The organism is Nonomuraea sp. GTA35 (genome assembly GCF_041950525.1).
Classification (GTDB): Bacteria; Actinomycetota; Actinomycetes; order Streptosporangiales; family Streptosporangiaceae; genus Nonomuraea.
Map to the genome: position 1 here is coordinate 796,372 of NZ_JBGNUV010000001.1, position 26,785 is coordinate 823,156.

The 26,785-nt window shown below is 72.0% G+C and carries 25 protein-coding genes and 1 pseudogene; 15 read left to right on the forward strand and 11 right to left on the reverse strand.

Going from position 1 to position 26,785, the window contains the following annotated elements; genetic code table 11:
* The first annotated feature begins 14 nt into the window (after positions 1–14).
* Positions 15–1,118 carry a winged helix DNA-binding domain-containing protein gene (locus tag ACBJ32_RS03525; RefSeq protein ID WP_375125381.1) on the forward strand — a complete coding sequence of 368 codons (1,104 nt, stop codon included), beginning with the start codon at positions 15–17 and terminating at the stop codon, positions 1,116–1,118.
* Positions 1,119–1,245: 127 nt separating this feature from the next.
* Here ACBJ32_RS03525 and ACBJ32_RS03530 read toward each other — a convergent pair whose 3' ends face one another.
* On the reverse strand, positions 1,246–1,878 hold the full coding sequence (locus tag ACBJ32_RS03530; RefSeq protein WP_375125382.1) for a TetR/AcrR family transcriptional regulator: 633 nt from the start codon (positions 1,876–1,878) through the stop codon (positions 1,246–1,248).
* Between the two features lie 149 nt (positions 1,879–2,027).
* On the opposite strand from ACBJ32_RS03530, the pseudogene ACBJ32_RS03535 reads away from it, so the two are divergent.
* From ACBJ32_RS03535 to ACBJ32_RS03555, 5 genes and pseudogenes are all read left to right on the forward strand, one after another.
* Positions 2,028–2,990: pseudogene (locus tag ACBJ32_RS03535) on the forward strand (RNA polymerase sigma factor); the annotation flags it as partial.
* A 274-nt stretch (positions 2,991–3,264) separates the two neighbouring features.
* Positions 3,265–4,032, forward strand: coding sequence for a class I SAM-dependent methyltransferase (locus ACBJ32_RS03540; RefSeq protein WP_375125383.1), 768 nt, complete (start codon positions 3,265–3,267; stop codon positions 4,030–4,032).
* 91 nt (positions 4,033–4,123) lie between these two features.
* Positions 4,124–5,083 (forward strand): adenosine deaminase, encoded by a 960-nt coding sequence (gene add, locus ACBJ32_RS03545; protein ID WP_375125384.1) that lies wholly within the window; start codon positions 4,124–4,126, stop codon positions 5,081–5,083.
* Between the two features lie 87 nt (positions 5,084–5,170).
* The gene (locus ACBJ32_RS03550; RefSeq protein WP_375125385.1) at positions 5,171–5,512 is read left to right on the forward strand and encodes a hypothetical protein; all 342 of its coding nucleotides are present in this window, start codon (positions 5,171–5,173) and stop codon (positions 5,510–5,512) included.
* 37 nt (positions 5,513–5,549) lie between these two features.
* Positions 5,550–5,918, forward strand: coding sequence for a hypothetical protein (locus tag ACBJ32_RS03555; RefSeq protein ID WP_375125386.1), 369 nt, complete (start codon positions 5,550–5,552; stop codon positions 5,916–5,918).
* A 79-nt stretch (positions 5,919–5,997) separates the two neighbouring features.
* Here the strand turns inward: ACBJ32_RS03555 and ACBJ32_RS03560 are convergent, their stop codons facing one another.
* Positions 5,998–8,019, reverse strand: coding sequence for a beta-galactosidase (locus ACBJ32_RS03560; protein WP_375125387.1), 2,022 nt, complete (start codon positions 8,017–8,019; stop codon positions 5,998–6,000).
* A gap of 13 nt (positions 8,020–8,032) precedes the next feature.
* Positions 8,033–10,342, reverse strand: a complete 2,310-nt coding sequence (locus ACBJ32_RS03565) for a glycoside hydrolase family 3 N-terminal domain-containing protein (protein WP_375125388.1) — start codon at positions 10,340–10,342, stop codon at positions 8,033–8,035.
* Between the two features lie 210 nt (positions 10,343–10,552).
* Between ACBJ32_RS03565 and ACBJ32_RS03570 the strand changes: the two genes are divergently transcribed.
* The gene (locus ACBJ32_RS03570) at positions 10,553–11,578 is read left to right on the forward strand and encodes a LacI family DNA-binding transcriptional regulator (protein ID WP_375125389.1); all 1,026 of its coding nucleotides are present in this window, start codon (positions 10,553–10,555) and stop codon (positions 11,576–11,578) included.
* Between the two features lie 97 nt (positions 11,579–11,675).
* Here ACBJ32_RS03570 and ACBJ32_RS03575 read toward each other — a convergent pair whose 3' ends face one another.
* Entirely contained in the window at positions 11,676–12,323 is a 648-nt protein-coding gene (locus ACBJ32_RS03575; protein WP_357878886.1) for a response regulator transcription factor, read from the reverse strand.
* Between the two features lie 4 nt (positions 12,324–12,327).
* Positions 12,328–13,515, reverse strand: coding sequence for a sensor histidine kinase (locus ACBJ32_RS03580; RefSeq protein ID WP_375125390.1), 1,188 nt, complete (start codon positions 13,513–13,515; stop codon positions 12,328–12,330).
* A gap of 184 nt (positions 13,516–13,699) precedes the next feature.
* Here ACBJ32_RS03580 and ACBJ32_RS03585 point away from each other — a divergent pair, with 184 nt between their 5' ends.
* The 4 genes from ACBJ32_RS03585 (at position 13,700) to ACBJ32_RS03600 (ending at position 17,076) form a co-directional block, all read left to right on the forward strand.
* Positions 13,700–14,413 (forward strand): ABC transporter ATP-binding protein, encoded by a 714-nt coding sequence (locus ACBJ32_RS03585; RefSeq protein WP_375125391.1) that lies wholly within the window; start codon positions 13,700–13,702, stop codon positions 14,411–14,413.
* Positions 14,414–14,439: 26 nt separating this feature from the next.
* Positions 14,440–15,183, forward strand: a complete 744-nt coding sequence (locus ACBJ32_RS03590) for a hypothetical protein (RefSeq protein ID WP_357878877.1) — start codon at positions 14,440–14,442, stop codon at positions 15,181–15,183.
* A gap of 260 nt (positions 15,184–15,443) precedes the next feature.
* Positions 15,444–16,016: a hypothetical protein gene (locus tag ACBJ32_RS03595; RefSeq protein WP_375125392.1), complete on the forward strand. Its 573-nt coding sequence runs from the start codon at positions 15,444–15,446 to the stop codon at positions 16,014–16,016.
* 109 nt (positions 16,017–16,125) lie between these two features.
* Complete coding sequence (locus ACBJ32_RS03600; RefSeq protein ID WP_375125966.1) at positions 16,126–17,076, forward strand: phosphotransferase family protein; 951 nt, start codon at positions 16,126–16,128, stop codon at positions 17,074–17,076.
* Between the two features lie 65 nt (positions 17,077–17,141).
* Here ACBJ32_RS03600 and ACBJ32_RS03605 read toward each other — a convergent pair whose 3' ends face one another.
* Together ACBJ32_RS03605 and ACBJ32_RS03610 are read right to left on the reverse strand one after the other, a co-directional pair.
* Positions 17,142–19,454, reverse strand: a complete 2,313-nt coding sequence (locus ACBJ32_RS03605) for a rhamnogalacturonan lyase (protein ID WP_375125393.1) — start codon at positions 19,452–19,454, stop codon at positions 17,142–17,144.
* A 221-nt stretch (positions 19,455–19,675) separates the two neighbouring features.
* Positions 19,676–20,449, reverse strand: a complete 774-nt coding sequence (locus ACBJ32_RS03610) for a DeoR/GlpR family DNA-binding transcription regulator (protein ID WP_375125394.1) — start codon at positions 20,447–20,449, stop codon at positions 19,676–19,678.
* Between the two features lie 61 nt (positions 20,450–20,510).
* Between ACBJ32_RS03610 and ACBJ32_RS03615 the strand changes: the two genes are divergently transcribed.
* From ACBJ32_RS03615 to ACBJ32_RS03625, 3 genes are all read left to right on the forward strand, one after another.
* Positions 20,511–22,091, forward strand: coding sequence for an L-fuculokinase (locus ACBJ32_RS03615; RefSeq protein ID WP_375125395.1), 1,581 nt, complete (start codon positions 20,511–20,513; stop codon positions 22,089–22,091).
* Positions 22,088–22,978, forward strand: coding sequence for a hypothetical protein (locus ACBJ32_RS03620; RefSeq protein ID WP_375125396.1), 891 nt, complete (start codon positions 22,088–22,090; stop codon positions 22,976–22,978). Before ACBJ32_RS03615 ends, ACBJ32_RS03620 begins: the two co-directional genes overlap by 4 nt.
* A 77-nt stretch (positions 22,979–23,055) precedes the next feature.
* Positions 23,056–23,694, forward strand: a complete 639-nt coding sequence (locus tag ACBJ32_RS03625) for an aspartate/glutamate racemase family protein (protein WP_375125397.1) — start codon at positions 23,056–23,058, stop codon at positions 23,692–23,694.
* A 77-nt stretch (positions 23,695–23,771) separates the two neighbouring features.
* Here the strand turns inward: ACBJ32_RS03625 and ACBJ32_RS03630 are convergent, their stop codons facing one another.
* Positions 23,772–24,257, reverse strand: a complete 486-nt coding sequence (locus ACBJ32_RS03630; protein WP_375125398.1) for a hypothetical protein — start codon at positions 24,255–24,257, stop codon at positions 23,772–23,774.
* Positions 24,258–24,411: 154 nt separating this feature from the next.
* Here ACBJ32_RS03630 and ACBJ32_RS03635 point away from each other — a divergent pair, with 154 nt between their 5' ends.
* Positions 24,412–25,275, forward strand: a complete 864-nt coding sequence (locus tag ACBJ32_RS03635; protein WP_375125399.1) for an LLM class F420-dependent oxidoreductase — start codon at positions 24,412–24,414, stop codon at positions 25,273–25,275.
* Positions 25,276–25,283: 8 nt separating this feature from the next.
* On the opposite strand, the gene ACBJ32_RS03640 is transcribed toward ACBJ32_RS03635, so the two are convergent.
* From ACBJ32_RS03640 to ACBJ32_RS03650, 3 genes are read right to left on the reverse strand one after another with little or no spacing between them, the layout of a single operon-like run.
* On the reverse strand, positions 25,284–25,562 hold the full coding sequence (locus tag ACBJ32_RS03640; protein WP_375125400.1) for a hypothetical protein: 279 nt from the start codon (positions 25,560–25,562) through the stop codon (positions 25,284–25,286).
* A complete protein-coding gene (locus ACBJ32_RS03645) occupies positions 25,562–25,921 on the reverse strand; it encodes a hypothetical protein (RefSeq protein WP_375125401.1) in 360 nt (119 codons plus the stop codon). Before ACBJ32_RS03645 ends, ACBJ32_RS03640 begins: the two co-directional genes overlap by 1 nt.
* Positions 25,918–26,784 (reverse strand): extradiol ring-cleavage dioxygenase, encoded by an 867-nt coding sequence (locus ACBJ32_RS03650; protein ID WP_357878845.1) that lies wholly within the window; start codon positions 26,782–26,784, stop codon positions 25,918–25,920. The genes ACBJ32_RS03645 and ACBJ32_RS03650 overlap by 4 nt, the downstream gene beginning before the upstream one ends.
* Between the last annotated feature and the right edge of the window lies 1 nt (position 26,785).

Below are 26,785 nucleotides of genomic sequence, written 5' to 3' on the forward strand. Positions count from 1 at the left end.
CGTACGCTGCGCACATGACGCTGACCCGCGAGCTCGGCCTCCGAGTGCTCAACCGTACGACGCTGGAGCGGCAACTGCTGCTGAACCGGTCCGAGCTGTCCGCCGCCCAGGCCGTCGAGCGGCTGGTCGCGGTGCAGGGACAGGAGATCGACGCCCCGTACATCGGGCTGTGGACCCGCCTGGCCTCCTTCACCCAGGACGACCTGGCCTCGCTCCTGTACGGCAGGCAGGTGGTGCGGGGCTCGCTGCTGCGCGGGACCCAGCACCTGACGCTGGCCGACGACTACGTCTGGATCCGGCCGCTGGTGCAGGTGATCCTTTCCCGGACCCGGCAGGGGGCGTTCGGGCGGCTGATGCGCGGGGTGGACGTGGAGGAGCTGGCGGCACTGGCGCGCGGGCACCTGGCCGGGCGCACGCTCACCCGCCCGCAGATCCGCGACCTGCTGCGGGAGCGGTGGCCCGAGGTCGACCCGACGGCGCTGGGCTTCTCCGCGCAGGCGCTGCTGCCGATCGTGCACACGCCGCCGAACGGCATCTGGGGGAAGGGCGGGCCCACGCCGTTCACGCTGGCGGAGGAGTGGCTGGGACGGCCGCTGGAGCCGGCGCCGGCGGTGGAGCGGCTGGTGGCGCGGTACCTGGCGGCGTACGGGCCGGCGAGCGTGATGGACGTGCAGATGTGGTCGGGGCTGACGCGGCTGCGCGGGGTCATGGAGGCGATGCCCGGCCTCCGCCGCTACCACGATGTCTCCGGGCGCGTCCTCTACGACCTGGCGGACGCGCCGCTCGCCGCCGGCGACGTGCCCGCGCCCGTACGCTTCCTGCCCTGGTTCGACAACCTCATCGTCGCCTTCGCCGACCGGAGCCGGATGATGACCGCCGAGCAGCGCAAGGCGGTGTGCGTGGGGGCGGTCGTCCATCCCACCTTCCTCGTCGGCGGAACTGTCGGTGGCGTGTGGGACCTTAAGGACGGTGTGCTCACGGTCGAGCCCTTCCAGCCGCTGCCGGACGAGGTGATGGGGGAGCTGGCCGCCGAGGGGGCACGATTGATGGCGTTCGCCGGGGTGGAGGAAGGGGAGATCGTATGGTCACCGCCCGGGAGCTCCGTGACGGCCCCATGAGGGGGAGCGGGGAGGCTGTCGTATGCGTGTCCCGCTCACCGGCAGGGGTGGCGTGACTTGTGCGCCGGGCAGAGTGGGCCTTGACCTATTGCCCGGCGGGCACGTGACACGGCGGTGGCGGGGGCGTTCAGCGGATGGCGTATTCGCCGATGGCGGGCTCCAGCAGGTCGAAGACCCGGCGCGCCATCTCGCCCAGCGTGGCGGCGATGCCGTCCTCATCGGCCTCGCCCGCCAGCATGCGGGCCTGCAGCTCCCGGAAGAGCAGCCGGTCCGCCGCCGCGAGCTGCGCCGCCACGGCCCGCGCGGCGACCGGATCCCCCGGGGCCTCCTGCACGAGGTGCCGGGCCAGGGCCTCCTCGCGCTGGTCGTGCAGGTCGCGCAGGCGGGCCACCAGGGTGGGGCTGTCGGCGATCATCCGGGCGAAGTCCAGCCCGGTGAAGCCGATGACCGGGTCGCGCCGCTCCAGCGCCGCCAGATACGCCCCCCGCACGGCCCCGAGCGCCGACTCCCCGGCCGGGCGGCGCGCGACCGTCTCCGCCAGGCCCGCCGCGAACTCCTCGTGGTGGTCGAGGGCCAGGTCCTCCTTGCGCGGGAAGTAGTTGGTCACGGTCATCTTGGCGACCCGGGCCGCGGCGGCGATGTCGGCGATCGTCGTCCGGTCGAAGCCACGTTCCAGGAACAGTTGGGTAGCGTGGTCAGAGATGGCCTGCCGGGTCTCTCGCTTCTTCTGTTCCCTCAACCCCAAGGTGTCGGTGCTCATGGCCCCAGTCTTCCACAAAAAGTTAGGTTCGACCTTATTTTAGGTTGACCCTCCACTGGAGGGTACCTAAAGTTAGGTGCGACCTAAATTTAGGCCGCCGTCCATCATCCAAAGCGAGCGAGGAGAGAGTCTTGTCCCAAGCAGCAGAGGTTCTCGAACTGGACGACACCAGCGCCGAGGCCGGCGCCGACGGTGGCGCGGCCGTCGGCGCCGACTCGGTCAAGGCCTACCTGAAGGAGATCGGCCGCGTGCCCCTGCTCACCGCCGAGCAGGAGATCGACCTCGCCAAGCGCATCGAGGCGGGGCTGTTCGCCAGGGAACGGCTCGACACGGAGCCGAACCTGTCGGGCGAGCTGCGCACCGAACTCGAGTGGATCGCCGACGACGGCCTGCGCGCCAAGCGCCGCATGCTGGAGGCCAACCTGCGGCTGGTGGTCTCCATCGCCAAGCGCTACACCGGTCGCGGCATGCTCTTCCTGGACCTGATCCAGGAAGGGAACCTGGGGCTGATCCGGACGATCGAGAAGTTCGACTACCAGCTCGGCTACAAGTTCTCCACGTACGCCACCTGGTGGATCAAGCAGGCCATCACCCGCGCCATGGCCGACCAGGCCCGGACGATCCGCATCCCCGTCCACATGGTGGAGCTGATCAACAAGGTCGCGCGGGTGCAGCGGCGGCTGCAGAGCGAACTCGGGCGCGAGCCCACCCCCGAGGAGGTGGCCAAGGAGAGCGAGCTCGAGGTCGACCGCGTCATCGAGGTCCAGCGGTACGGGCGCGAGCCGATCTCCCTGCACACGCCGCTGGGAGAGGAGGGCGACAGCGAGTTCGGCGACCTCATCGAGGACACCGAGGCGGTCTCGCCGGCGGACGCGGTCTCGTTCACGCTGCTCCAGCAGCAGCTGCGGGCCCTGCTCGACCAGCTCTCCGAGCGCGAGGCGGGCGTGATCAGCATGCGGTACGGCCTCACGGACGGCAAGCCCATGACGCTCGACGAGATCGGCCGCATCTACGGCGTCACCCGCGAGCGCATCCGCCAGATCGAGGCCAAGACCATGTCCAAGCTCCGCCACCCGTCCCGCTCCCTGGCCCTGCGCGACTACCTGAGCTAGGCGACCACCCCAACCAGGCTGTTACTTGAGCTGGGCGGTCAGCCGAGCCAGGCCGCTGCCCGAGCCAGGCCGCTGCCCGAGCCAGGCGGTGGCCCGAGCCGGGGCGCAGCGTTGCCTGCCCGCCGCGGCCTTCGCCATGGCCCCTCCTCAAGCCCCCGCAGGGCGGCGGAGGAGGAGGGCGGGCGGTGGGTGACAGAAAGGCTGCGCAAACGGGAAATCAAGAGTGTCGCGACAGCCCTATGGACGACCACACCCCTGGCCTAGATTCCAAGGCGTGAAACGCTCCCGATCGAGCCTCGTCCACCAAGCGACGTACGCCGTCAAGAACCCACACAAGATCATCCCCCACCTGCGGCGCCTGGCCCGCGACACGTGGTTCAGGCTGCGTACGCGGGACCACATCGGCTACTACAGGGCCGTCATGAAGTCCGACACGGCCCGCGACCCCGAGGGCGCCGTCGGCTCGCACACCCACAAGCGGTGGCTGGCCCTGGGCCGCATGCAGTTCGACTACCTGGTGGAGCACGGTCTGAAGCCCGAATGCCGGATGCTGGAGATCGGCTGCGGCAACCTGCGGGCCGGCCACCTGTTCATCGACTACCTGCACACCGGCAACTACTACGGCATCGACATCTCGCCCGACATCCTCATGGCCGCCCAGAACACGCTCGTCCAGCACGGCCTGGCGGACAAGCTGCCGCACCTCACTCCCGTACGCGACCTGCGCTTCGCCTTCCTGCCCGACGAGCACTTCGACGTCGTTCACGCGCACAGCGTCTTCTCGCACTCCCCGCTGGAGGTGATCGAGGAGTGCTTCGCCCACGTGGGCAGGGTCATGAAGCCCGGCGCGTGGTTCGACTTCACCTTCGACCGCACCGAGGGCAGGGAGCACCAGGTCCTGCGGGAGGACTTCTACTACCGCACCGAGACGCTCGTCGCGCTGGCCGGCAGGTACGGTTTCAACGCGACGTTCATGGACGACTGGGAACGGCTGCCCCACAAGCAGTCGAAGCTCCGCCTCACCAAGCGGTCACCTGCTTAGACATCCGTTCCTCCCGCGAAGGCCCTGTCTGTGACGGTACGTCCGGAAATTGAGCTGCGGGCAATTCGGCGGGCCCATAGGGTGGTCACACGTGAGAGACGTACGGACGTTGCCGAAGGCCCACCTGCACGTTCACCTGGAGAGCACCGTACGGCCGGCGACCGTGCGCGAGTGGGGCGGCCCGCCGGAGCCCGAGGGAGGGTTCGCGACCTTCAGGCAGTTCGCCGACCAGCGGGCCAAGGTGCGCGAGCTGCTGACCACGGCCGATCGGTTCCGCCGGGTCGCCGTGGAGTTCTGCGCCGACGAGGCGGCCCAGGGCACCCGGTACGTCGAGGTCACGTTCACGGCCGCGTCGCACGGCGAGCGCGTCGGTGATCCGGAGATGCCGCTGGAGGCGGTGCTCGACGGGCTGGCCGAGGGGCAGGCCAGGTACGGGATCGAGTGCCGGGTGCTGCTCGACCACTCCAGGCGGCGGCCGGTGGAGCGGATGTGGCAGACGTACAAGCTGGCCCTGCGCCACGAGCGGGTGATCGGCATCGGCCTGGCGGGGGACGAGAGCTACCCGCTTGCGCCGTTCGCGCAGGTGTGCGACGCGGCCAGGGAGGCCGGGCTGCACCTGGTGCACCACGCGGGGGAGGCGGCGGGGGCCGGCAGCATCCGGGAGGCCATCGAGCTGGGGCACACCGAGCGGCTCGGGCACGGCATCCGGGTGCTCGACGACGCCACGCTGGTGGCCGAGGTGCGCGAGCGCGGGCTTCCGCTGGAGGTCTGCCCGTTCTCGAACGTGCTGCTCGGGCTCGTGCCGTCGCTGGCCGAGCATCCGCTGCCCCGGCTGCGGGAGGCGGGGCTGGCCGTCACGGTCAACACGGACGGGGAGACGGCGCTGGCGGCGGAGTACGTGCGGTTGCGGGACGTCTTCGGCTACGGGGACGCGGAGCTCGCCGGGTTCGCCAGGGCGTCGATCGACGCGTCGTTCGCGCCTGCGGAGACGAAGGCGCGGCTCAGGGCGGACATCGCCGCCTGGCTCGCGACCCCGCCCGTCCCCTCGTGACCGCCGCGCTCCGGGCGGGGACCTCGCCCGTCTCCTCGTGACCGCCGCGCCGTCGGACGGCGACCCCGCCCGTCCCTCGTGACCGCCATGCCCTTCGCTCGCCACCGCGGCCTCGCCATGAACGCCGCACCGCCTCCGGCGGCCCCCTCCGGCCCCTCTGCCCCCGGGGACGGGCCGCCGCCTGCCGGCGTCCTGGCCGCCTACGGGGTGGCCGCGGCCGAGCCGGTCTGGATGGGAGGCGCGTGGCGGGCCGGGCCCCTGGTGCTCAAGCGGACCGCGTTCCTGCCGGAAACCCTCTGGCGGGCCGAGGTCCTCGCCGCCCTGCCCGGCTCGCCAGCCTTCCGGGTGCCCCGTCCCATACCCTCGTACGGAGTACGTGTATCAAGATCCCGGACGTCCACTGACGTCCGTGGCCAGGGCTGGTACTGAACGAGTCAGGCAGGGAAACGGAGTGAGAGCGTGACCATTGACTGATACGCGTGTCGGCCGCGAAGGGCGAGCAAGAAGCGCCCTGTGGGGTCCCGCTCTGACGAACCTCGGGCTCGGCGTGCCCGCCATGGTGCCGCTCCACCTGGCGTGGTGGCTGCTGACCGAGTACCTGCCGATGGACTGCGCCCTCGCCGAGCCCGCCAACTGCAACTACGAGACCCTCGACAACGGGTTCGTCCTCACCGTTCTCCTGGTGGTAACCGGTCTGCTGACCTTAACGCAGGTGATCGTGCTCGATGTGGCCCTTCCGCTCTGGCACGGGCGGCGGCTGTCGGCCTGGCTCGGAGCGGCCGTGTTCATCCCCGTCCCGTTCCTGGTGTCCCTGGCGCTGGCCTCGCAGGCGTGACGACAGGGGCACCAGAAGCCCCGGACCCCGGGATCCCGCGCTCTGAGCGGGGGCGCGACCGGCGCCCCCGCTCAGGACGTCACGCGCGAGCGATCTGGATGACCGCCGCGCCGAGCGGCGCCAGCGCGACCTCGCCCGCCACCGCCTGGCCGGTGAGCAGGTCCGTCCCCTCCCCTCCCACGGGGACGGACGCGCCCGCCTCGGCGCTGTGGTTGAGCAGGAACACGTAGTCGTAGGCGTCGTCGCCCCGCACGGTGCACTCCACGTGCGCGGGAACCCCCTCGAAGCGCGAGCGCACGCCCGCCTCCTCGACGACCTCCGCCACGGTGGCGTCGAACGCCTCCCGCTCCAGCAGGGTCGCGAAGTAGACGACGCGGCCGGCGCCGTAGGTGTTCTCGACCACGGCGGCCCGCCCCTCCAGCAGCCCGTCCGCGTACGTGGCCAGCGCCTTGCCCGTCTCCAGGTGCAGGTCGTCGCGCCACCAGGTCGCCGTCGCGCGCCGCCCGTCGGCGAACGTCACGGCGAACTCCTCGTGCGGCCGCGCCGGCCAGTACTCGTCGATCTTCGCCCCGATGAGCTCGCGGAACGCCCCCGGGTAGCCGTTCGGCCTGACCCGGTTGTCGGCGTCCACGACGCCGGAGAAGAACGACATGATCACGGTCCCGCCGTTCCTGGCGAACTCGTGGATGCGCGCGACGGCCTCGTCGTCGATCAGGTACGCGTTCGGCACGATCAGCACCTTGTACCCGTCCAGCGGCGAGGCGTGGCCCACCACGTCCACGGCGTGGTGGCGCTCCCACAGCGGCGTGTAGTGCCGCATGACCGTGTCGGTGTAGCTGAAGTCGGAGCGCGGCAGGCCGAAGACCTCCTCCAGGCCCCACCAGCCGTCCCAGTCGAACATGATCGCGATGTCCGACCGCGACCGGGTGCCGGCGACCGGGGCGAGCAGCTTGACCTCCCGGCCCAGGTCGGTGATCTCCCTGAACGTGCGCGAGTCGGGCCCGGAGTGCGGCAGCATCGCCGAGTGGAAGCGCTCCTGGCCGCCCCGGCTGGCCCGCCACTGGAAGAACATCACCGAGTCGGCCGCCCGCGACACCGCCTGCAGCGAGCCGAGCCGCATCCGGCCGGGCTCCTTGACGATGTTGAGCTGCCACTGGCTGACCGCGCTGCTCGACTGCTCCATCAGCATCCACGGCTGCCCGCCCTTGAGCGAGCGGAACAGGTCGTAGTTGAAGGCCGCCGACACGTGGGAGTCGGGGTCGGCCGGGTTCGGGTAGATGTCGAGCGCGGCCGCGTCCTCCTCCGGCGCCCACTTCCAGTAGTCGGCGTGCCGGAAGAAACGCATGAAGTTGGTCATGACCGGGATGTCGTCGCGGAAGGAGCGCACGATGTCCCGCTCGGCGAGGTAGCACTCCAGCAGCGCGTCGGAGGTGAAGCGCTTGAAGTCGAGCCGGCGGGTGGGGTTCATCCAGGTGCGGGGGATGTGCGGGACGTCGACCTGCTCCCAGTCGGTGTAGACCTGCCCCCAGAAGCGGGTCGTCCACGCCTCGTTCAGCCGGTCCAGGGTGCCGTACCTGCGCTTCAGCCACGTCCGGAAGTTGGCGGCGGCGGCGGGGCCGTACGAGGTGGGCCCGTACTCGTTGCTGATGTGCCACATCGCCAGCGCAGGGTGGAAGGAGTAGCGCTCGGCCAGCTTGGTGGTGATCTGGGCCGCGTACTTGCGGTAGATGGGCGACGACGGGTCGTACTGCATGCGGTTGCCGAAGCCGAACGGGTGCCCGTCCTCCCTGATGGGGAACACCTCGGGGTGCAGGTGCGTCAGCCAGACGGGCGGCGCCGCCGTGGGGGTGGCCAGGTTGACGCTGATGCCGTTGTCGTGGAGGAGATCCATGATCTCGTCCATCCAGCCGAACTCGTACCTGCCGGGCTCGGGCTCCAGCGAGGCCCACGCGAACACGCCCAGGCTGACGGTGTTCACGCCGGCCTCGCGCATCAGCCGGACGTCCTCCTGCCACACCTCGCGGTCCCACTGCTCGGGGTTGTAGTCGCCGCCGAACGCGAATCCCCCCACCCGCCGCCGGAAACCCTCCATACGCGACATGCCACTGCTCCCGTCAGTTGTGATCTTCAATGGAAACGTCCGTCAGGCGGCGCTCGGAGCCGGTGAACTCGTACACCGGGCCGGTCAGCGTGACCGTCCGCTCGTCCACCACGTCCGCGACGGAGCGGCGTACGGACAGGCCGACCTCGCCGGGCTCGACCACGCGCCGCCCGTCCCTGCCGGTGAACGACAGCAGCCGGGCCGGCACGTCGAACGCGACCCGCGCGCTGCCGCCGGGCGCCAGCTCGACGCGGGCGTAGCCGACGAGCTGGGCGAGGGGGCGGGTGACCGAGGCGATCCGGTCGGCGGCGTACACCTGGACGACCTCCGCGCCGGCCCGGTCGCCGGTGTTGCGCACCACCACCGAGCACCGGATCGGCTGCCCGGCCGGGACCTCGGCCTCGACGGTGAGACCGGCGTACTCGAAGCGGGTGTAGCTCAGTCCGTGCCCGAAGGCCAGGAGGGGGGCGGGGTCGAGGTTGCTGACCGAGCTGGCCGCGCCGAGCCGCGGGTGCAGGTAGCTGTAGGGCTGGCCGGCGGTGCCGCGCGGCATGCTCATCGGCAGCCGGCCCGAGGGGTTCACGGCGCCGCTGAGCACGCGGGCGATCGCCCCGGCGCCCTCCTCGCCGGGGAAGTACGCCTGCACGACCGCGGCGGCGCCCTCGACGATGCCGGGCACGGCGTACGCGCGGCCCGTCATCAGCACCACCACGGTCGGCGTGCCCGTGGCCAGCACCGCCTCGGCCAGCTCCTGCTGCGCGCCCGGCAGGTCGAGGCTCTCGGCGTCGCAGCCCTCGCCGGAGGTGCCCCGGCCGAACAGCCCCGACCGGTCGCCCAGCACCAGGATCGCGACGTCGGACCCGGCGGCCAGGCGGGCGGCGGCGGGGATGCCCTCGCGGTCGCCGTCGTCCACGCCGGTGCCCTTCGCCGTGCTGATCTGCGCTCCGGGCAGCTCAGCGCGCAGCGCCTCCAGCACGGTCGGGGCGGCGATGCCGGTCTCGACGCCGGGGAAGTGCGGCAGCACGTGCTGGACGAAGGAGTAGCAGCCGAACAGCGCGGCCACGTCGTCGGCGTTCGGCCCGACGACCGCGATCTTCTTCCCCTCGGCCTGGAGGGGGAGCACGCCGTCGTTGGTCAGCAGGATGATCGACTCCTCGGCCAGCCGCCGGGCCAGGTCGCGGGAGCCGGGGTCGTCGAGGTCCACGGGGCCGGACGGCTCGGGGTCGTAGTCGTCGTCGAGCAGCCCGAGCTCCGCTTTCTGCCGCAGCACGCGGCGCAGCGCCCGGTCGATCAGCGACTCCTCGATCCGGCCCTCGGCGATCGCCTGCCGAAGCGGCTCCAGGTAGGTCACGCCGGTCGGCAGCTCGACGTCGATGCCGGCGGTCAGCGCCTGGACGGCGGCGTCGCCGGCGTCCTCGGCGACCGCGTGCAGGGTGTGCAGGAACGCCACCGCGAAGTAGTCGGCGACGACCGTGCCCTCGAAGCCCCACCGGTCGCGCAGGATCCCGGTGAGGTAGTGGTCGTCGGCGGCGATCGGGATGCCGTCGATCTCGGCGTAGGAGTTCATCACCGAGCCGGCGCCCGCGTCGCGCACCGCGACCTCGAACGGGAACAGCAGCGTGTCGGCCACCTCGCGGGCGCCCGCGTGCACGGGGGCGAGGTTGCGGCCGGCCCGGGAGTTGGAGTAGCCGACGAAGTGCTTCAGGGTGGCGATCACGCCCGTGGACTGCACGCCGCGCACGTAGGCGGCGCCGATCGTGGCCACCTCGTACGGGTCCTCGGAGACGCACTCCTCGACCCGGCCCCACCGCTGGTCGCGGATCACGTCGAGCACGGGTGCCAGGCCCTGGTGCACGCCGAGCGAGCGCATGCTCTCCCCGATCCTGCGGCCCATCTCCTCGACCAGGGCGGGGTCGAACGACGCGCCCCACGCCGGCGGCACCGGGTAGGTGGTGGCCTGCCACGCCGCCAGCCCCGTCAGGCACTCCTCGTGCGCGAGCGCGGGGATGCCGAGCCGCGTGTTCTCCCGCAGCCAGTGCTGCCGCGCGGCCAGCGCGGAGCGGGCCCACTCCGGCTCGACGGGCCGGGTGCCGAAATGGCGGGTGATCTGGCCGACGCCGTGCTCGGCGAACGCCTCGAACTTCACGTCCTCGCCCTGCATCGAGTCCTGCAGCGGCGCGACCACGCCCTCCTCGCGATTGACGTTCAGCCACACGCCCACGAGTTGCGCGAGCTTCTCGTCGAGCGTCATCTCCTCAAGCAGTTCCTCGACCCGCCGCGACCGGCGTTCGGCGAGGTCCGGCTGCTCAACACGTGCAGGCATACACCCTCGTTCATGCATATCTGAGGCCAGAAAGTTTCTGTTCAGATTTCCGAAAGATTATCGTGACATTACCGATCAAGTACGGTAGGGTCCTGCTCGCAACCCTGTCAACAGCGCGTACCAAATGGCGGCGGCTTCCCAATTTCCCTGGTGAAGGCGCTGCCTAGTTTCAGGTGGGTTTTCCGAAAGTTTCAACACACGGGAGGTCCTGTGCCTCGAGCCACGCTGGCCGACGTCGCGGCCGCCGCCGGAGTCTCGGTGCCGACGGTGTCCAAGGTGCTGAGCGGCAAGAAACACGTCTCCGCCGCCACCAGGGACAAGGTCCTCGAAGCGGTCAGGACCTCCGGCTACGAGGCCCCGCGCCCGCCCACCGCGCCCCGCGTCGGCGTCGTCGACCTGCTCATCGACGGGCTCGGCTCCCCGTGGGCCCAGGTGCTCATCAGCGGCGCGGAGAAGGCGGCGGCCCGGTGGGGCTTCTCGCTCGTCGTGACCTCCTCCGCGCGCGCCGACTTCGACCTGCGGCGCTGGATCGGGATGGTGCGCAAGCGCAACACCGACGGCATCGTCCTGGTGCTCTCCCGCGCCGACCAGCGCGAGATCGCCGCCATCGAGGAGCTGCTGCACGTGCCGCTCGTCCTGCTCGACCCGGTCGGCCAGCGCGACCCGCGCCTGTCCACCGTCGGCGCCACCAACTGGCTGGGCGGCGTCATGGCCACCACCCACCTGCTGGAGCTCGGCCACACCAGGATCGCCTTCATCGGCGGGCCGCTCGACACGCAGTGCACGCTCGACCGGTACGAGGGTTACCTGGCCGCGCACCGCACGTTCGGGATCGACTCCGACCCCGCGCTCACCCGCTACGGCGACTTCCTGGTCGGCAGCGGCAAGAGCTACGGCGGCGAGCTGCTCGACCGCGACGACCCGCCCACCGCCGTCTTCGCCGGCAACGACCTGCAGGCCGCCGGCGTCTACCAGGCGGCCACCGAGCGCGGCCTGCGCGTGCCCGACGACCTGTCCGTCGTCGGCTTCGACGACTCGCTGCTGTGCGAGACGCTCTCGCCGCCGCTCACCACCGTCCGCCAGCCGCTCGACGACATGGCCAACGAGGCGGTCCGGCTCGTGTACGAGGAGCTCACCCACCCGAAGGGCCCCGCCGGCACCCGCATCGAGCTGGCCACCACCCTCATCGTCCGCCGCAGCACCGCGCCGCACGGCCAGAAACCGGTGCGTGCGTAGGCGAATCCGTTTCCGGTGCGCGTCCGGCCCGACGGGGTGGCGCACGCCTGCGCGGGCGCTGCCCGCCGGCGGCCGGGGGAGCGGCCCGCCTTCCGGCTCAGAGCAGGCCCGCGTCGCGCACCTTCATGGCCACGACCACCCGGTTGTCGGTCCCCAGCTTGGCGAAGATGCGCGTGATGTTCGCCTTCACCGTGGCCACGCTCACCGACAGATCCCGCGCGATCTCCGCGTTGGAGCTCCCCCTGGCCACCTCCACCGCGACCTCCCGCTCCCGCTCGGTCAGCGCCTCCAGCTCCCGCGCCGCCTCCGGCCGCAGCGGCTCGTAGCGGCCGGTGGCCGCCGCGATCACCTGCTGGGCGACGCTCGGCGACAGCACCGGCTCGCCCCGCGCCACGGCCCGCACCGCCTCGATCATCTTCGGCGGCGGCGTGTCCTTCAGCAGGAAGCCGCTCGCCCCGAGCTGCAGCGCCCGCAGCACCATGTCGTCGGCGTCGAACGTGGTCAGCACCAGGATCCGGGGCGCGTCGCGGCGGCCCAGCAGCAGCTCGGTGGTGGTCAGGCCGTCCTGCTCCGGCATCCGGATGTCCATCAGCACCACGTCGGGCCGCAGGTCGCGGATCACCGCCATGGCCTGCTTCCCGTCGCCCGCCTCGCCGGCCAGCTCCAGGTCGGGCTCGCCGCCCAGGATGAGGCGCAGCCCCGTGCGCACCATCGGGTCGTCATCGACGATCACCACTCTGATCACGGGGTCAAGCCTCCCACGGCAGCAGGGCGTCCAGGACGAAGCGCCCGTCACGCACGTCGTGGGTGATGGTGCCGCCGGCCATCCGGGTGCGTTCGGCCAGGCCGACCAGTCCGAGCCGCCCGCCAGGCCCGGCAGGCGCGCCGGCGGGCGCCGGGTTGCTCACCCGGATCCGCAGCCCCGCCCCGGGCCGCCCGCCGATCTCGGCGTGCACGGAGCTGCCGGGGGCGTGCTTGCGCGCGTTGGTGAGGGCCTCCTGGACGATCCGGTACGCGTGCCGCCCCGTCTGCGCCGGCAGCAGCTCCCTGCGGTCCACCGAGTCGTCCACCTCGACCCGCTGACCGGCGGCGCGTACCTCCGCGAACAGGGCGTCCAGGTGGTCCAGCGTGGGCTGTGGCGCCTCGGGGCCGCCGCTGCCGCGCCGCAGCGTGCCGAGCACGGCGCGCAGCTCGTTGAGCGACTGGTGAGCGTTCTCCTGGATGGCCAGCGCGGCCTCGCGCGTCTGCTCGGGGCTCAGGTCCTTGCGGTAGGCGAGGCCGCCGGCGAGCATCGCCAGCAGCGAGATCCGGTGCGCCAGGACGTCGTGCATCTCCTGGGCGATCTTGAGCCGTTCCGCCAGCTTGGCCTGCTCGACCCGCTGCGCCTGCGCCGCCTCCTCGGCGGCCCGCTGCGCCTCGGCCAGCTCCCGCCGCCCGCGCAGGTAGAGGCCGAAGACCGCCAGCGCCGTGAGCCCGACGCCGCCGACCACCGCGTAGAGAACGGTCAGCAGCCAGTTGCTCTGCCACCAGAGGGTGGAGGCGATGGTGCTCAGCCAGAACACCACCCCGACCGGCAGCACCTGCCGCCGGCGGCGGTGCGCGGCCAGCGAGGCGAACGCGACGATGGCCGGACCGTTGAGACACCAGGAGACGACCGTCGGCACCGCCGTGAGCAGCGCCACCTGCCACGGCCACCGCGCCCGCCACCGCAGCAGCACCAGGCCCGCAGCGCCGAGCGCCAGGTCGAGGAGCCTCATCGGGAGATCGTCGCCGGCCTCACCCTCGCGGGCGGACCAGGTGATCAGCAGGAGGGCGGCGGTCAGGAGCGGGGCGGAGGCACACAGGTAGAGGAGCACGGTGCCGAGCGTGTCCGGAGACCTGAGCAAGGGGCGGGGGCCTTCGGCGGCGGCCTGTGACCGGTGATGGAGGTCGTGCACGGGCTCCAGCCTAGAGACCGCTTGGCCTGCGCTTTAGCTCCCCAGGGCCACGCCTGCGCAGACCCTGGTCCACCGCCGTGGCGACCACGGTCCACCTTCGCGGAAGGCGGGGCCGCCCTGAGGAAGGAAACCATCGCCCCAGGCTTGATGAGCCCTGGCGGCGCTTTCCGATGGACTTGCCCTCGTGATCGAATTCCACCGCGTCACCAAGACGTACAACGGGGCCAAGGCGCTGGACGAGGTGTCCTTCACGGTCCCGCCCGGTACCGTGACCGGATTCCTCGGGCCCAACGGCGCGGGTAAGTCGACGGCCATGCGCATCCTGGCCGGGCTCTGCCGCCCCACCTCGGGGTCGGCCACCGTGCTCGGGCGGCCGTACGCGGAGCTGCGGCGCCCCGGGTACGACGTCGGCACGCTGCTGGACGCCGGCGCCCAGCATCCCGGCCGCAGCGGGCGGGAGGCGCTCACCCTGGGCGCCATGATGCTCGGCCTGCCCAGGTCGCGCGTGGACGAGGTGCTGGAGCTGGTGGGCCTGACAGGCAAGGAGGGCAGGCGGGCCGTCGGCGGCTACTCGCTGGGCATGCGGCAGCGCCTCGGCATCGGCCACGCCCTGCTCGGGCAGCCCAGGGCGCTCGTCCTCGACGAGCCCGCCAACGGCCTGGACCCGCAGGGCATCCAGTGGATGCGCGGGCTGTTGCGCGGCCTGGCCGGGTCGGGGTGCGCGGTGCTGCTCAGCTCGCACCTGCTGTACGAGGTGGAGCAGGTGGCCGATCGCCTCGTGATGATCGGCGGCGGCCGGGTGCTGGCCCAGGGCACGCTCGCCGAGCTCGGCCGCGGCCGCAGCCTCGAACAGACGTTCCTGGAGCTCACCTCCCACACGGACCGGAGCCCCGCATGAGCCCTTCACCCCGATCGGAGCGCAGCATGACGACCGAGCGCCGCATCCCCTTCAGCACCCTGCTCCGGGTCGAGACCCGGAAGCTGCTGGACACCCGCACCAGCATGATCATGACAGGGATCCTGGCCGCCGTGGCGCTCGCGCTCGTCGCCGGCCGCGGCCTGTTCGCAGGACCGGCCGACCTGAACACCCTGGCGAACACCGCGGGGATCGCGATGGGCGTGCTGCTGCCGGTGCTCGGCATCCTCACCGTCACGGGCGAGTGGAGCCATCGCACCGCCCTGACCACGTTCACGCTGGAGCCGCGGCGGGGGCGGGTGCTGGCGGCCAAGTGCCTGCCCGTGCTGGGCGCGGCCGTGCTGGCGTGCCTGGCGGCGCTGCTGGTGGCGGTGCCGATGACGGCCGTCTCCGCCGCGGTGCGGGGCGTGGAGGCCACCTGGGGGCTCGATCCGGCCCGGTTGCTGGGCTGGACGGCGGTGGCCGTCCTGTCGACCGCCGAAGGGCTGGCGATGGGCATGCTGCTGCTGAACGCGCCGGCGGCAATAGTGATCTACCTGGTCAGGCCCATGCTGTGGGGTTTCGTGACCCAGCTCGGCCCGGTGGGCGGGACGCTGGCCGAATGGCTGGATCTGAACACCGCGAGCAACGCGCTCATGGACGGGAACATGGGCGGCGGTGACGCCGTGCGGCTGGCCGCGTCGGTGGCGGTGTGGGTCGTCATCCCCATGGCCGTAGGGGTTCTGCGCGTGCTGCGGCGGGACGTGCAGTGAGGGCTTTACCGGCGAGGGTAGATCTTTGCCGGTTTCATGGGGTTTCGTTTGCCTTTGTCCGGTTTGAGTAGGTAACTTAGTACCTGTTACCGGCGAGTGACCTTCGCCTTACCTCTGGAAGGAAGGCCAGGCCTCCCGGGTCCCGAATCCTGATCCATGGATTCTCCTGCGCTCCACGTAGCGACCGTACGGCGTGCTGCCCGGCTACGTCCGTCCAGCGAGCGCATGTCCCGTCCCCTAACAAAGGACCTTATTTTACTATGTCTGCTCGCCTGCGTGCCATTGCCATGCTCGCCGCCTCCGCTGCCACGGCGCTGACCATTGGCTCGACCGCGGCGCACGCCGACTCTGGCCACACCGACCAGAACAAGGGCCTGCTGAAGGGCTCGACCACTGCCTCCTACTTCTGGGACGACGCCTCGGGCCGCGCCGGTGACACCGGCCTCCCGGCCGCCGGCAAGCCCATGCAGAAGGGTCTGGTCGCCAGCCCGAGCTGGCCGCTCATGACCGAGGGCTACGTAATCTACAAGGGCAAGAAGATGCCCTTCTTCGTGGGTGACCGCGGCCCCGGCGACCCCTCGAACCGCGGGGTCATGCTCGACCTGGACGCCAAGACCTTCGCCGAGCTGACCGGCGGCACGTTCAACCCGGACACCCTGGGCGTGGACGGCGTCGGCGGCGAGGGCCACATCAAGATCGACTATGTCGTGACCAAGTGGGGCGACGGTGTCGGCAAGAAGAGCTTCCCGGTGGCCTTCTCCACCGGCGCCTGGTCCGAGAAGGACAACAGCACCATGACCCAGCAGGTGTCGGTCAAGAACGCCGGCCACTGACGTTGACGAAGAGGGCGCTCCCCGTTCGGGGGGCGCCCTCTTCGCGCGTCCGTCGCCCGCGGGCGTGTGAGCCGTCATCGCACGTCGGGCTCTGTGGAACGATCGGATGATGACCGACTTCCTGACACCGTCGCACCTCGCCGGCCGCACCGCCGCCGCGCTCGACGCCGCCGTCGCAGCGGGCCGCGACCTCGGCCTCACCGTGACCGGCGCCAGGGTGCTCCATGACCTGTTCTCCGTCGTCGTCCACCTCGCGCCCGCACCGGTCGTGGCCCGGGTCCCCACCGTCCTGCCGCCCCGGACGGACCTCGCCTTCCTGGCCCGCCGCCAGCAGGCGGAGCTGGAGGTGTCCCAGTGGCTGGCGGACCGGGGAACCCCCGTGATCCCGCCCAGCCCGCTGGTGCCGCGGGAGCCTGTCCAGCGTGACGGCTTCTCGATGACGTTCTGGCAGTTCGTCGAGGAGAAGCAGGACAAGGAGCCCGACTACGCGGCGAACGCGGAGAGCGTCGCCGATCTGCACGCCGCGATGCGCGCCTACCCGGGCGAGCTGGAGTTCCTGTCCGCGGCGGAGCCGCACTTCGTCACGGAGAGCCTTGCCCTGCTCGAAGAGCACCCCGGCCTCGTCGATCCGGCCGACCTGGACCGCGCGCGCCGCGAGTGGCAGGTCCTGGAGCCTCTCGTCCGCTCACGCGCCGCGTTCGAGAACGCTTTCCCGGGGATCGACCTCCAGCCCGTCCACGGCGACTCCCCGCCCGCGAACATCTTCGCCGGGGTGGACGGTGACCTCTACTCCGACTTCGAGCTGGTCACGCTGGGCCCCGTCGAGTGGGACCTGGCCGCTCTGGGGGCCGAGTGCGAGTCCGCCTACAACCGCGGCGCCGAGCGCAACGGCATGAGGCCGCTGAACCAGGACGTCATGGCCTTCGTGAACGCCGTCGGCATGCTGCGGGTCGTCGCCGTCCACGCGCTCGTGCCGCAACTGCCCGTGCTGGCGGAGTACGTGAAGCCGGCCGTGGACCAGTGGCGGACGATGCCGTTCGCCGGCGGCGTGGCCGGCTGACACGCGGCCACGCCTGCGCCGGCCCTCGGGAGGGGCCGGCCCGTGAGCCGGCCCCTCCCTCCGGGTCACCTGCGGCCGGGCACGGGGACCTTCGACCAGTCGATGTCCGAGCCGAAGTAGAAGCTCGGGTAGGCGGGCTGGTTGTAGGCCGTCTGCTGGCGGGCCACCTCGACCCGGTACTGCGGGTCGTGCATCAGCGTGTACAGCTTGCGGTCGGTCAGCTCGGTGCTGAGATACACCCGGACCGCGCTGCTGTCGGCCGTCCGGACCAGCAGTTCCTCGCGCCAGTCGCCGAACACGTCGGCCACCAGGCCGGGGTTGCCCTTGGTCCAGTTGTTGGTCAGCGTGCCCTCGGCCGTCAGCAGCGTGCCGCGCCTGTGGTCGTCGATGGTCGGCGTCTGCAGGACGGTGGTGGCGGTGCCGTTGACGAGCTGGGTGGTCATGTCGGCGGCCCAGCGGATGCTCATGTTCGTGCCGGGCGCGTCGCGGCCCAGGTACTCGCCGCGCGCCGACCACAGGCCCGCCTGGACGGCCTGGTCGGGCGGCATCGACGACCAGCTCTCGACACCGCGGACGGCGGGGTCGATGTCGCCGGCCATGCCGCGGCCGGTGTCCACGCCGCTGTAGCCGCCGTGGATGACCTGGCCGGTGGCCGCGTCGCGCAGCGCCCAGCCGTACGGGGCCGAGCGGCCGCCCTCGTGCACCGTCCAGATCTCCAGGCCGGGCCGGTCGGGGTCGAAGTCGCCGACGTGCATGGCGTCGCCGTGGCCGAGGCGGATGGACTGGCCGGGGAAGTTGCCGGTCGGCGGGCCCTCGGCGAAGGAGGAGTACAGCAGGTCGCCGTCGTCGTCGATGGTGGCGGCGCCGTAGACGATCTCCTGCTTGCCGTCGGCGTCCACGTCGGCGACGCTCATCGAGTGGAAGCCCTGGGTGGTGAGCTTGGCGTACTCGGGGTCGGTCCCGTCCACGCCGTGCGGTCCGGAGTTGAACGGGTTGGACATCGGGGCGTGGCCGCTGTCGACGTACCAGCGCTCCTTGAGCCGCCTGCCGTTCCAGTCGTAGGCGACCAGGGTGGTACGGGTGTAGTAGCCGCGCGCGAAGATCGCCGAGGGCCGCTTGCCGTCGAGGTAGGCGACCGAGGACAGGAAGCGGTCCACCCGGTTGCCGGGCTCGACCCTGGCCATCGCGTAGTCGCCCCACAGCAGGCCGTCGTCGCCCCGTCCGGGCTTGTAGTGGATCGTCTGCAGCTCGCGCCCGGTGGCGCCGTCGAACACCGACAGGTACTCGGGGCCGGTCAGGACGAACCCGTTGAACTCCCGCAGCCGGTTGTTGCCGCTGCGGCTCGGCGCGTAGACGTCGATGAAGTAGTTCGCCAGCTCGGTCGCGTCGGCGTGCGAGAGCGGGTAGGCGTACTTCTTCTCGATGCCGAACGCCTCTTCCAGCGTGGCCGGCCAGCGCCCGGCGACGACCTCCGGGTGCTCGTGCCATTTCGCGAACATTTCAACAACGTGGTCGAAATAGTCTGCGGCACTCTTTCGATAGTCGTCGGTGTTGGCGTATCCGGCCTTGAGGTCTTCGCGCGGCATCGTGACGTACCGCTCGGACACCACCCGGCCGTCGGTGCCGTAGCGGATGATCTTCGTGCCGGGGGCGGTCTTGAGCATCGTCTCCGAGCGGCCGTCGCCGTCGAAGTCGTAGACCAGGAACTGCGTGTAGTGGGCGCCGGAGCGGATGTTCACGCCCAGGTCGAGCCGCCAGCGCAGGGTGCCGTCCAGCTCGTAGGTGTCCAGGTACGTGTTGCCGGTGTAGCCGCGCTGCGAGACGTCCTTGGAGTTCGACGGGTCCCACTTGACCACGTACTCGTACTGGCCGTCGCCGTCCACGTCGCCCACGCTCAGGTCGTTGGCCGCGTACGTGTAGGCCTCGCCCATCGGGGTCACCCCGTCGGCCGGCTTCTTCAGCGGAAGGTCATGAAACGTTTTAAGCCAAGGCTTCGCCACGGCGCTGCGGCGGCCCTCACGGCCCTTGACGATCGGGGCGACCCGGTACTCGGAGGCGGCCGTGCCGGCGGGATCGCGGTAGTTGGTGCTGTCGGTCACCGTGGCGATCGGGCGGCCGTCGCGGTAGACGCGGAAGTCGGCGCCCGTCATGCCCGTGGCGCCGGCGCCGGTCACCTCGTCGCCGAGAAGACGCCAGCTCAGGAAGACGCCTTCGCTGGTGGAGGCCGCGACCAGGCCGCGGTCGAGGTGCTCGAGCCTGATGCCGTCACGGTGGCCGCCCGCGGCGTCGGCTGACGCGGGCAGGGCCGTGAGCGGCAGGCAGAGCAGGGCGGCCAGGCCCGAGGCTAACGCGCGGCGGATGCTGCTGGGGGGTCTCATGTGACGAGCTCCGCTGATTGAATCGATTAAATTTTGGCTGGAGAGTATTGGCCGCCTGTGAGGTTTGTCAAGGACCTGTTTCCTGCTGATTTCCTGGCATTCAGAAATGAGCCGCGCCTCTCGCGGGGCCGAATTGAATGCGTTATGGGAAAAGGCGATCGCTCTTGCGGCGTTCACGGGCGCGCCGGGACGGCGTTGCCCGCGTCAGCCCGTGTGAGCGCTCACAGGCCGGCCTGTGGCGCGAGCTGCACCCTGACGCCCGCGAAGCCCGCCGGGACGCCGTCCGTCACCAGGCGCTCGGCCGCCTCCCAGCCGCACACCCGGATGGGGGCGCTCAGCGCGAACTTGCGCGCGTCGCCCACGACGACCGTCCTGCGGGCGATGGAGATGAGGCGGCGCTTGGTCTCGGCCTCGTACGGCGTCGCCCCGTACACGCCCGAGCCGTCGAGCGCGGTGGCGGCCAGGAACAGCGTGCGCACGCTCAGGTGCTCCAGTGCCGCCAGGGTCTCGGGCCCGCCGAAGGAGCGCGTGTCCCTGCCGTACTGGCCGCCGATGCCGATGAGCGTGATGTCCGGCCGGGGGGCCAGCACGGCGATGGCGGGCAGCGAGTGGGTGATCACCGTGAGGCCGGCGTCGGCGGGCAGCAGCTTGGCGATCTCCAGGGTCGTGGTGCCCGAGTCGAGCGCCACGGCCGTGCCCGGCTCGACGTGCTCGACGGCCGCGGCCGCGATCGCGCGCTTGGCGGCGGCGGCCTGGGCGGAGCGGTCGGCGAAGGGCGGGGCGGTCGCGTCCGCCCCCGTGGCACCGCCGCGTACGGCCCTGATCAGGCCGTCCTCGGCCAGCCTGCGCAGGTCGCGGCGGACGGTGTTGGGGGAGACGCCCAGGTCGGTGACCAGGTCTGCGGCGGCGACGTACCCGTCCAGCTCGACGCGGCGCAGGATCGCCTCGCGGCGGTGCGGGGCCGAGGTGTAGCGGAGGATGCCTTCGCTGCTCATGTGAGCATTATGGCTCAAAGGTTGGCAGATTTACGCCAACTTTTGGACTTATAGTGACAACATGACGCCGGGGACTCCGCGGGCACTGACCGCCGGGATCGACGTGGGCACCACCCACGTCAAGGTGGGCTTCTTCGACGAGCGGGGCGGCAGCGTGGCCGCCGTGCGCCGGGCCACGCCCCGCGACCTGCCCGCCCTCGTGGCCGCCGTGGCGCAGGGGCTCGAGGAGTGCGTGGAGCGGGCGGGGCGGGCGCCCGCGGCGATCGGGATCGCCGGCATGGCCGAGACCGGCGTGCCGCTCGACGCGTCCGGGCGCGCGCTCACCCCGCTGCTGTGGTGGAACGATCCCCGGGGCGCGGCGGAGATCGCGGGGCTCGACCTGGACGCCAGGACCCTGTACGCGCGGACCGGGCGGTGGGCCGACGCCAAGGCGCCGCTGGCCAAGTGGCTGTGGCTGCGGGGCCAGGCGCCGGAGGTGCTCCGGTCGATGCGGTGGTGGGCGAGCGTGCCCGACGCGGTGGCGTATGCGCTCACGGGGGTGCTGCGCACGCATGCCACGCTGGCGGCGCGCACGCTGGGCTACCACGTCGAGCTCGGCGAGTACGACGCGGAGCTGCTCGCCCTGGCCGGCCTGAGCGGCGCGCGGCTGCCCGCCGTCCAACCGGCGGTGGAGCCGGTCGGCGGGGTGGTGGCGCGCATCAGCGGCGTGCCGCCCGGCACGCCGGTGCTGATCGCGGGACACGATCACGCGGTGGGGGCGTGGGCGGCAGGGATACGGCGGCCGGGGGACGTGGCGGACTCGCTGGGGACGGCCGAGGCGGTGATCATGCCGACGGCGGAGCGGCCCGATCCGGGTGCGGGGCCGGCACTGGGGGTGACGGCGGATCCGTCGCTGGACGGGGCCCGCACGGTGCTGGTGGGCGGGCTGGCGACGAGCGGCGCGGTGGTGGACTGGCTGCTCGGCCTGTTCGCCCCCGCCGCCAACGCCACGCCGGCCACTGCACCACTCGGTACCTCCGTCACCATGGCTACTCCCGCTGCCCTCGCCGCGTCGGCGGGCGCCGTTGGCGTGGGCGCGGGTGGCGGGTCCGGGGGCGATGACGTCCGGGGCGAGAGCGGGAACGGTGGGTATGCGGCGCTGCCCGGGCTGCTGGCGGACGTGCGGTTGCCGACCGGGATCGTCGTCGAGCCGTACCTGCGCGGCCGCATGGCCCCCGCGCCCGACCGGGACCGGCGGATGACCTGGTCCGGGATCGCGGCCGGGCACGGCGCCGGCGACCTGCTCGCGGCCGCCATCGAGGGCACCTGCCTGCACACCCGCTGGACCCTCGACGAGCTCACCGCCCTGACCGGCACCGCCCCCCAGCGCCTGGCCGTCTTCGGCGGCCAGGTCAGGATCCCGCTCTGGATGCAGGTCAAGGCGGCCGTCTCGCCCGTGCCCGTCCACGTGGTGCGGGCCGACGACGCCGTCTGCGCGGGAGCCGCGCTCATCGCCGGGCAGGCGGGCGGCTCGCTGGACGACGTACCCGTGCTGCCCGCGGAACGGTTGCCACCCGACCCCGAGCTCCAGGCCGCCTACCTGCCCCTCTACGACCGATTTCGCACCTCAGCCCGAGCACCGCGACGACAGGAGCACGCATGACCGCCCAGCAGACCACCACACCGACGCTCGACCTGCTGGCCCGCCCGTCCGGCGGGTTCGCGATGGTGGCGATGGACCAGCGGGAGAGCCTCAGGCAGATGTTCACGGCGGCCCTCGGGGAGCGGGTGGGGGACGACCGGCTGACGTCGTTCAAGCTGGCGGTGGCGCGGGAGGTGGGGCCGTACGCGTCCGGGTTCCTCATCGACCAGGACTACGGGTTCGGGCAGGTGGCCGCCGAGCGGATGGTGCCAGGCGGGCTGATCGTCGCCGTGGACAGCCTGCGCCAGGAGCCTGACGGGCCGGTGGAGGACACCGGGATCGACGAGCGGGTCGACCTGGCCGCCGCCAGGGAGGCCGGAGCCGTGGCGGCCAAGCTGCTGCTCATCTGGCGTGACGACGAGCGGCGGGGGCGGCGGCTGGAGATCGCCGCCGAGTTCGTGCGGCGGTGCGCGGACGCCGGGCTGCTGTCGGTCCTCGAAGGCGTCGCCAAGCCGGCCGCCGGAGCCACCGGATTCGACGGGCCCGCCGCGATCCGCGAGGCGGCCGGGGAACTGGCCGGGCTGCGGCCGAGCCTGTACAAGGCGCAGGTCCCGCTGGGCGGGGCGGCGCCGGAAGAGCGGCTGGCCGAGGAGTGCGCGCGGCTCGACGAGGTGATCCCCGTTCCCTGGGTCGTGCTCTCCCAGGGCGTGGAGCGCGACGACTTCCCCGCCGCCGTACGGGCCGCCTGCCGGGCCGGGGCGTCGGGCATGCTGGCCGGGCGGGCCATCTGGAGCGACGTGGTCGGATCCGAGGACGTGGCCGCCGAGCTGCGCTCCCGTTCCGTGCCCCGCCTGCAGGGGCTGGCGGCGATCGTGGACGAGCACGCCCGCCCCTGGACCGCCCGATGAGCCGCCCCGAGACGGGTTCGGAGCGCCCGGCGAGCCGGTTGGCGGCGGGCGCGGATCGGCCTGAGGGGGGCGCCGGCGTGACGATCGCGATGCTGCACACCGTGCCGGCGCTCGCCGCCCCCCTCGCCGGGCTGGCCGCCGAGGTGCGGCCGGACGCCCGGATCCTGCACTTCGTGGACGAGAGCCTGCTCCAGGACACCATCGCCGCCGGCGGCCCGCCGCCGCACGTGCTGCGCCGGGTGGTGGCGTACGCGGCCTACGCCGAGGAGTCCGGCGCGGGCACGCTGCTGGTGACCTGCTCGTCCATCGGCGAGGCGGCCGAGCGGGCGCGCCCCTTCGCCGCGCTGCCGATCCTGCGGATCGACGAGCCGATGGCCGAGCAGGCCGTACGGGAAGGCGCCCGGATCGGCGTGCTGGCCACGCTCGCCACCACCCTCGGCCCCACCACCCGGGCGGTCCAGCGGGCGGCAGCCCGGAGCGAGGCGGAACGGGAGGTCGTGCCGCGGCTGTGCGAGGGGGCGTTCGAGGCGCTGCGGGCCGGTGACGCCGCCCGGCACGACACGCTGGTCCTCGACGGGTTCCGGGAGCTGGCGGCGAAGGTGGACGTGGTGGTGCTGGCCCAGGCGTCCATGGCCCGGATCGTGGGGGAGGCGGGCGGTGGCGTCCCGGTGCTGTCGTCGCCGCGCTCGGGAGTGGCCCAGCTCGCCCAGACCTGAGCCCCACCCGCCGGCGCGGCGACCAGCCACCCGCGCCGCCGCCCTCGCCGGCGCGGCGACCAGCTACCAAGGCCGCTTCACCCGCCGGCGCCAGACACCGCGCTGGCGCCGCGCCGCCGCGCCGGACGCGTCGCCACCAGGTACGACCGCGACATCTCCACGGTCAAGGCGATCGCGACGAGGCCGAGAATCCCGTGGTACCACCGCCATCCCACCCCCATGCCGATGAACCCGTCCAGCACCATGATCCCGCCGCCGCCGAGAACGGCCAGCGTCATCACGGCCAGCACGACCAGCATCAGCGCCCTGGACACCCGGCGCCCGAGCGACGTGACGGTGGCCAGCGCGACGCACGCCCCCAGCACCCCCGACGCGCTCGCGAGCCACTGCCCGAACGCCGGATCCAGGAAGTAGGCAGCGGCCTCGGCGGCCGGCACCGGCGGCCCGCCGGGGAACCCGAGCCGGGCCTGCAGGGCGAAGGCGGCCTTGCCCGCGGCATACCCGAGCAGCAGCAGCGCCATCCCGTACGCCGGCCAGCGCCGCGGACGATCGAAATCAACCATGGCGCCGACCGTAGGACCGGCCGGCCGGGCGGCACTCCCGTGCGCGGGGGAGACACCTCCCCCGCGCGGGGGAGAGCCCTCCGCTTCTGCGCAGGGGATCTTCATGGATAGGGTTGGGCCGTCACCTCGTGTGCCGGCTGAGGGAGAGGTTGTCATGGATCTTTCCGGTGTGGGCGTGTGGAGTCACCACCTGCGTTACGGCGATCCGGGCGAAGCCGCCGACGCGGCCGCGGAGCTCGATGAGCTGGGATTTCGCGCCCTGTGGTTCCCGGACGGCGGAGGGCCGATCTTCGAGGCGGTCAGCAACCTGCTGACGGCGACCCGCGAGATCGTCGTGGCCACGGGCATTCTCAACCTCTGGATGCACGACCCTGCCGGCGTCGCCGCCTCCTTCGCGTCGCTGTCCGCGCAGCACGACGGCCGGTTCCTGATGGGCATCGGCGTGAGCCACTCGGTCGCGGTCAACAACGAACAGGACCCGGGCCGCTACCGCAAGCCGCTGGCGGCGATGTCGGCCTTCCTCGACGAGCTCGACGGGGCGGATCACCCGGTTCCCGCCGAGAGCCGGGTGCTGGCCGCGCTCGGCCCGAAGATGCTGGACATGGCCGCCAAGCGGGCGCGTGGCGCTCACCCCTACCTCGTCACCCCCGAGCACACCCGGCGTGCGCGGGAGGCACTGGGGGAGGGGCCGCTCCTGCTCCCGGAACAGACGGTGATCCTGTGCGCGGACAGGGAGGAGGCGCGCGCGATCGGCGACGGCTGGCTGCGGGGCTACCTCGCCCTGCCGAACTACGCCAACAACCTGCTGCGTCTCGGCTACTCGCCCGAGGAGGTGGCCTCGGTGAGCGACCGCCTGTTCGACGACGTGTTCGCGTGGGGGGACGAGGAGGCGATCCTGCGACGGCTGGACGAGCACCGCGCCGCCGGGGCCGATCACGTGTGCGTGCAGGTGATCACCGCCGATGCCGACGTCTTCCCGCGCAAGGAGTGGCGCACCCTCGCCGCCGCGCTGCACTGACCGTCGGATCAGCCCCATGGCTCGGTCCGCTCCCGACCGGCGCCGGGCACGGGGGAGGGCCGACCGGCCGCGACAGGCGGCTGCCCGCAGGTCTCGATCCTGGCGGCAGCCATCACCGCCGCGGCGGGAGCGGTGCACGAGGCCGGGCCGGAGCGCTGGCCGGGAGGCTGCCCGGAGCGCCGGCCGGCGGGCTGACCGGCGGCCCGGCCAGGGGACGGGCCGATGGGCGAGTCGGTAGGCGGGTCAGTGGGCGGGTCGGCGGGGTGGTCGGCGGGGTGGTCGTTCATCAGGTGGCGATGTCCGGGTACGGCAGCCGCACGTGCGCCAGCCGTCGCGCGTACTCGGTCTGGAACCCCAGCGGCGGATGATCCCGCTCGAACATCGCGATGAACAGCGTCAGCGTCAGGAACGGATGCGCCCCGAGCTCGAACAGCCGCGGATAGTCGTGCGAGGCCAGCGCCTCCCGCTCGGTGTCGTCGAAGCCCAGCCACGTGGACGACTCGCCCTCGTGGCATCCCAGGATCCGGTTCGCGTACGCGGACTCCCACCACTCCACCGTGGCCCGCGGCTCGGCGCGGTAGCGCTCCACCAGCTCGGGATCGCGGTCTACGGTGAACAGGAACTTGTTCAGCAGGTACTTGCTCACGACCGGCCGCCTCCGTCCGGGAACCAGGTGAAGTACGCCTCCATGGTGTGGAACAGGTCATAGGTGTCCACGTAGTCGGCCTTACGGCCGTCGCCCGCCACTCCCATCATGAGCATGAAGTCCATGAACCCGTGGGTGGCGTTGCCCGGCAGGTGCAGGCTGTCGAGGGTGACCTCGGCCAGGCAGCTCTCGATGTCCCCCGAGGAGATCCACTCCACGGCCTTGCGGTCGAACTCGGGGTCGGGGCCGTGCGGCCCGAACTGGCGCGGCCCGCCGAGCTCGAGCGACAGGTGCCCGGTGCCGATGATCGCGACCCGCTGCTCGGACGGCCACGACTCCACCAGCTCCCTGATGGTCCGTCCGAGCTGCACGAACCGCTTCGGCCGCGGCAGGGGAGGGGCGAAGATGTTGGTGTAGACGGGCACGATCGGCAGGTCGTTCTGCGGCCGCAGGGTGATGATCGGGCAGGTGATCGAGTGGTCGATCCGCAGCTCGTTGGAGAAGGCCAGGTCGAACCCGGCGTCCAGGCCCTCGCGCAGGAGGTGCGCCGACAGGTCCTCCTGCCCCCGGCACACCATGCGGGGGAGCCCGAACTCGCGTTCCTCGTTGTAGAAGTTCGCGTCGTAGTAGGGCGCCTTGCCGATCAGGAACTGCGGCATGTTGTCCAGCCAGAGCTGGTGGAAGTGGTCGGAGCCGACCATCACCAGCACGTCCGGCCTGGCACTGGTCAGCGTCTCCCGGAACGCCATCACCTTGCGCACCCACTCGTCGGCGAACGGCGGGCGGTCCTCGCCGGTCGCGGTGCTGGCGCGGTAGTAGAAGGGGTGGTGCGTGGACGCGATGACGGCGACGACCTCAGCCATG

Coding starts and splice junctions, on each gene's coding strand:
- ACBJ32_RS03620 (WP_375125396.1), top strand. CDS start 22,088: ATGACCGCCCAGCAGACCACCACACCGACGCTCGACCTGCTGGCCCGC.
- ACBJ32_RS03590 (WP_357878877.1), top strand. CDS start 14,440: ATGACGACCGAGCGCCGCATCCCCTTCAGCACCCTGCTCCGGGTCGAG.
- ACBJ32_RS03635 (WP_375125399.1), top strand. CDS start 24,412: ATGGATCTTTCCGGTGTGGGCGTGTGGAGTCACCACCTGCGTTACGGC.
- ACBJ32_RS03600 (WP_375125966.1), top strand. CDS start 16,126: ATGACCGACTTCCTGACACCGTCGCACCTCGCCGGCCGCACCGCCGCC.
- ACBJ32_RS03530 (WP_375125382.1), bottom strand. CDS start 1,878: ATGAGCACCGACACCTTGGGGTTGAGGGAACAGAAGAAGCGAGAGACC.
- ACBJ32_RS03595 (WP_375125392.1), top strand. CDS start 15,444: ATGTCTGCTCGCCTGCGTGCCATTGCCATGCTCGCCGCCTCCGCTGCC.
- ACBJ32_RS03610 (WP_375125394.1), bottom strand. CDS start 20,449: ATGAGCAGCGAAGGCATCCTCCGCTACACCTCGGCCCCGCACCGCCGC.
- ACBJ32_RS03565 (WP_375125388.1), bottom strand. CDS start 10,342: ATGCCTGCACGTGTTGAGCAGCCGGACCTCGCCGAACGCCGGTCGCGG.
- ACBJ32_RS03630 (WP_375125398.1), bottom strand. CDS start 24,257: ATGGTTGATTTCGATCGTCCGCGGCGCTGGCCGGCGTACGGGATGGCG.
- ACBJ32_RS03615 (WP_375125395.1), top strand. CDS start 20,511: ATGACGCCGGGGACTCCGCGGGCACTGACCGCCGGGATCGACGTGGGC.
- ACBJ32_RS03650 (WP_357878845.1), bottom strand. CDS start 26,784: ATGGCTGAGGTCGTCGCCGTCATCGCGTCCACGCACCACCCCTTCTAC.
- ACBJ32_RS03560 (WP_375125387.1), bottom strand. CDS start 8,019: ATGTCGCGTATGGAGGGTTTCCGGCGGCGGGTGGGGGGATTCGCGTTC.
- ACBJ32_RS03525 (WP_375125381.1), top strand. CDS start 15: ATGACGCTGACCCGCGAGCTCGGCCTCCGAGTGCTCAACCGTACGACG.
- ACBJ32_RS03550 (WP_375125385.1), top strand. CDS start 5,171: ATGCCCTTCGCTCGCCACCGCGGCCTCGCCATGAACGCCGCACCGCCT.
- ACBJ32_RS03640 (WP_375125400.1), bottom strand. CDS start 25,562: ATGAACGACCACCCCGCCGACCACCCCGCCGACCCGCCCACTGACCCG.
- ACBJ32_RS03605 (WP_375125393.1), bottom strand. CDS start 19,454: ATGAGACCCCCCAGCAGCATCCGCCGCGCGTTAGCCTCGGGCCTGGCC.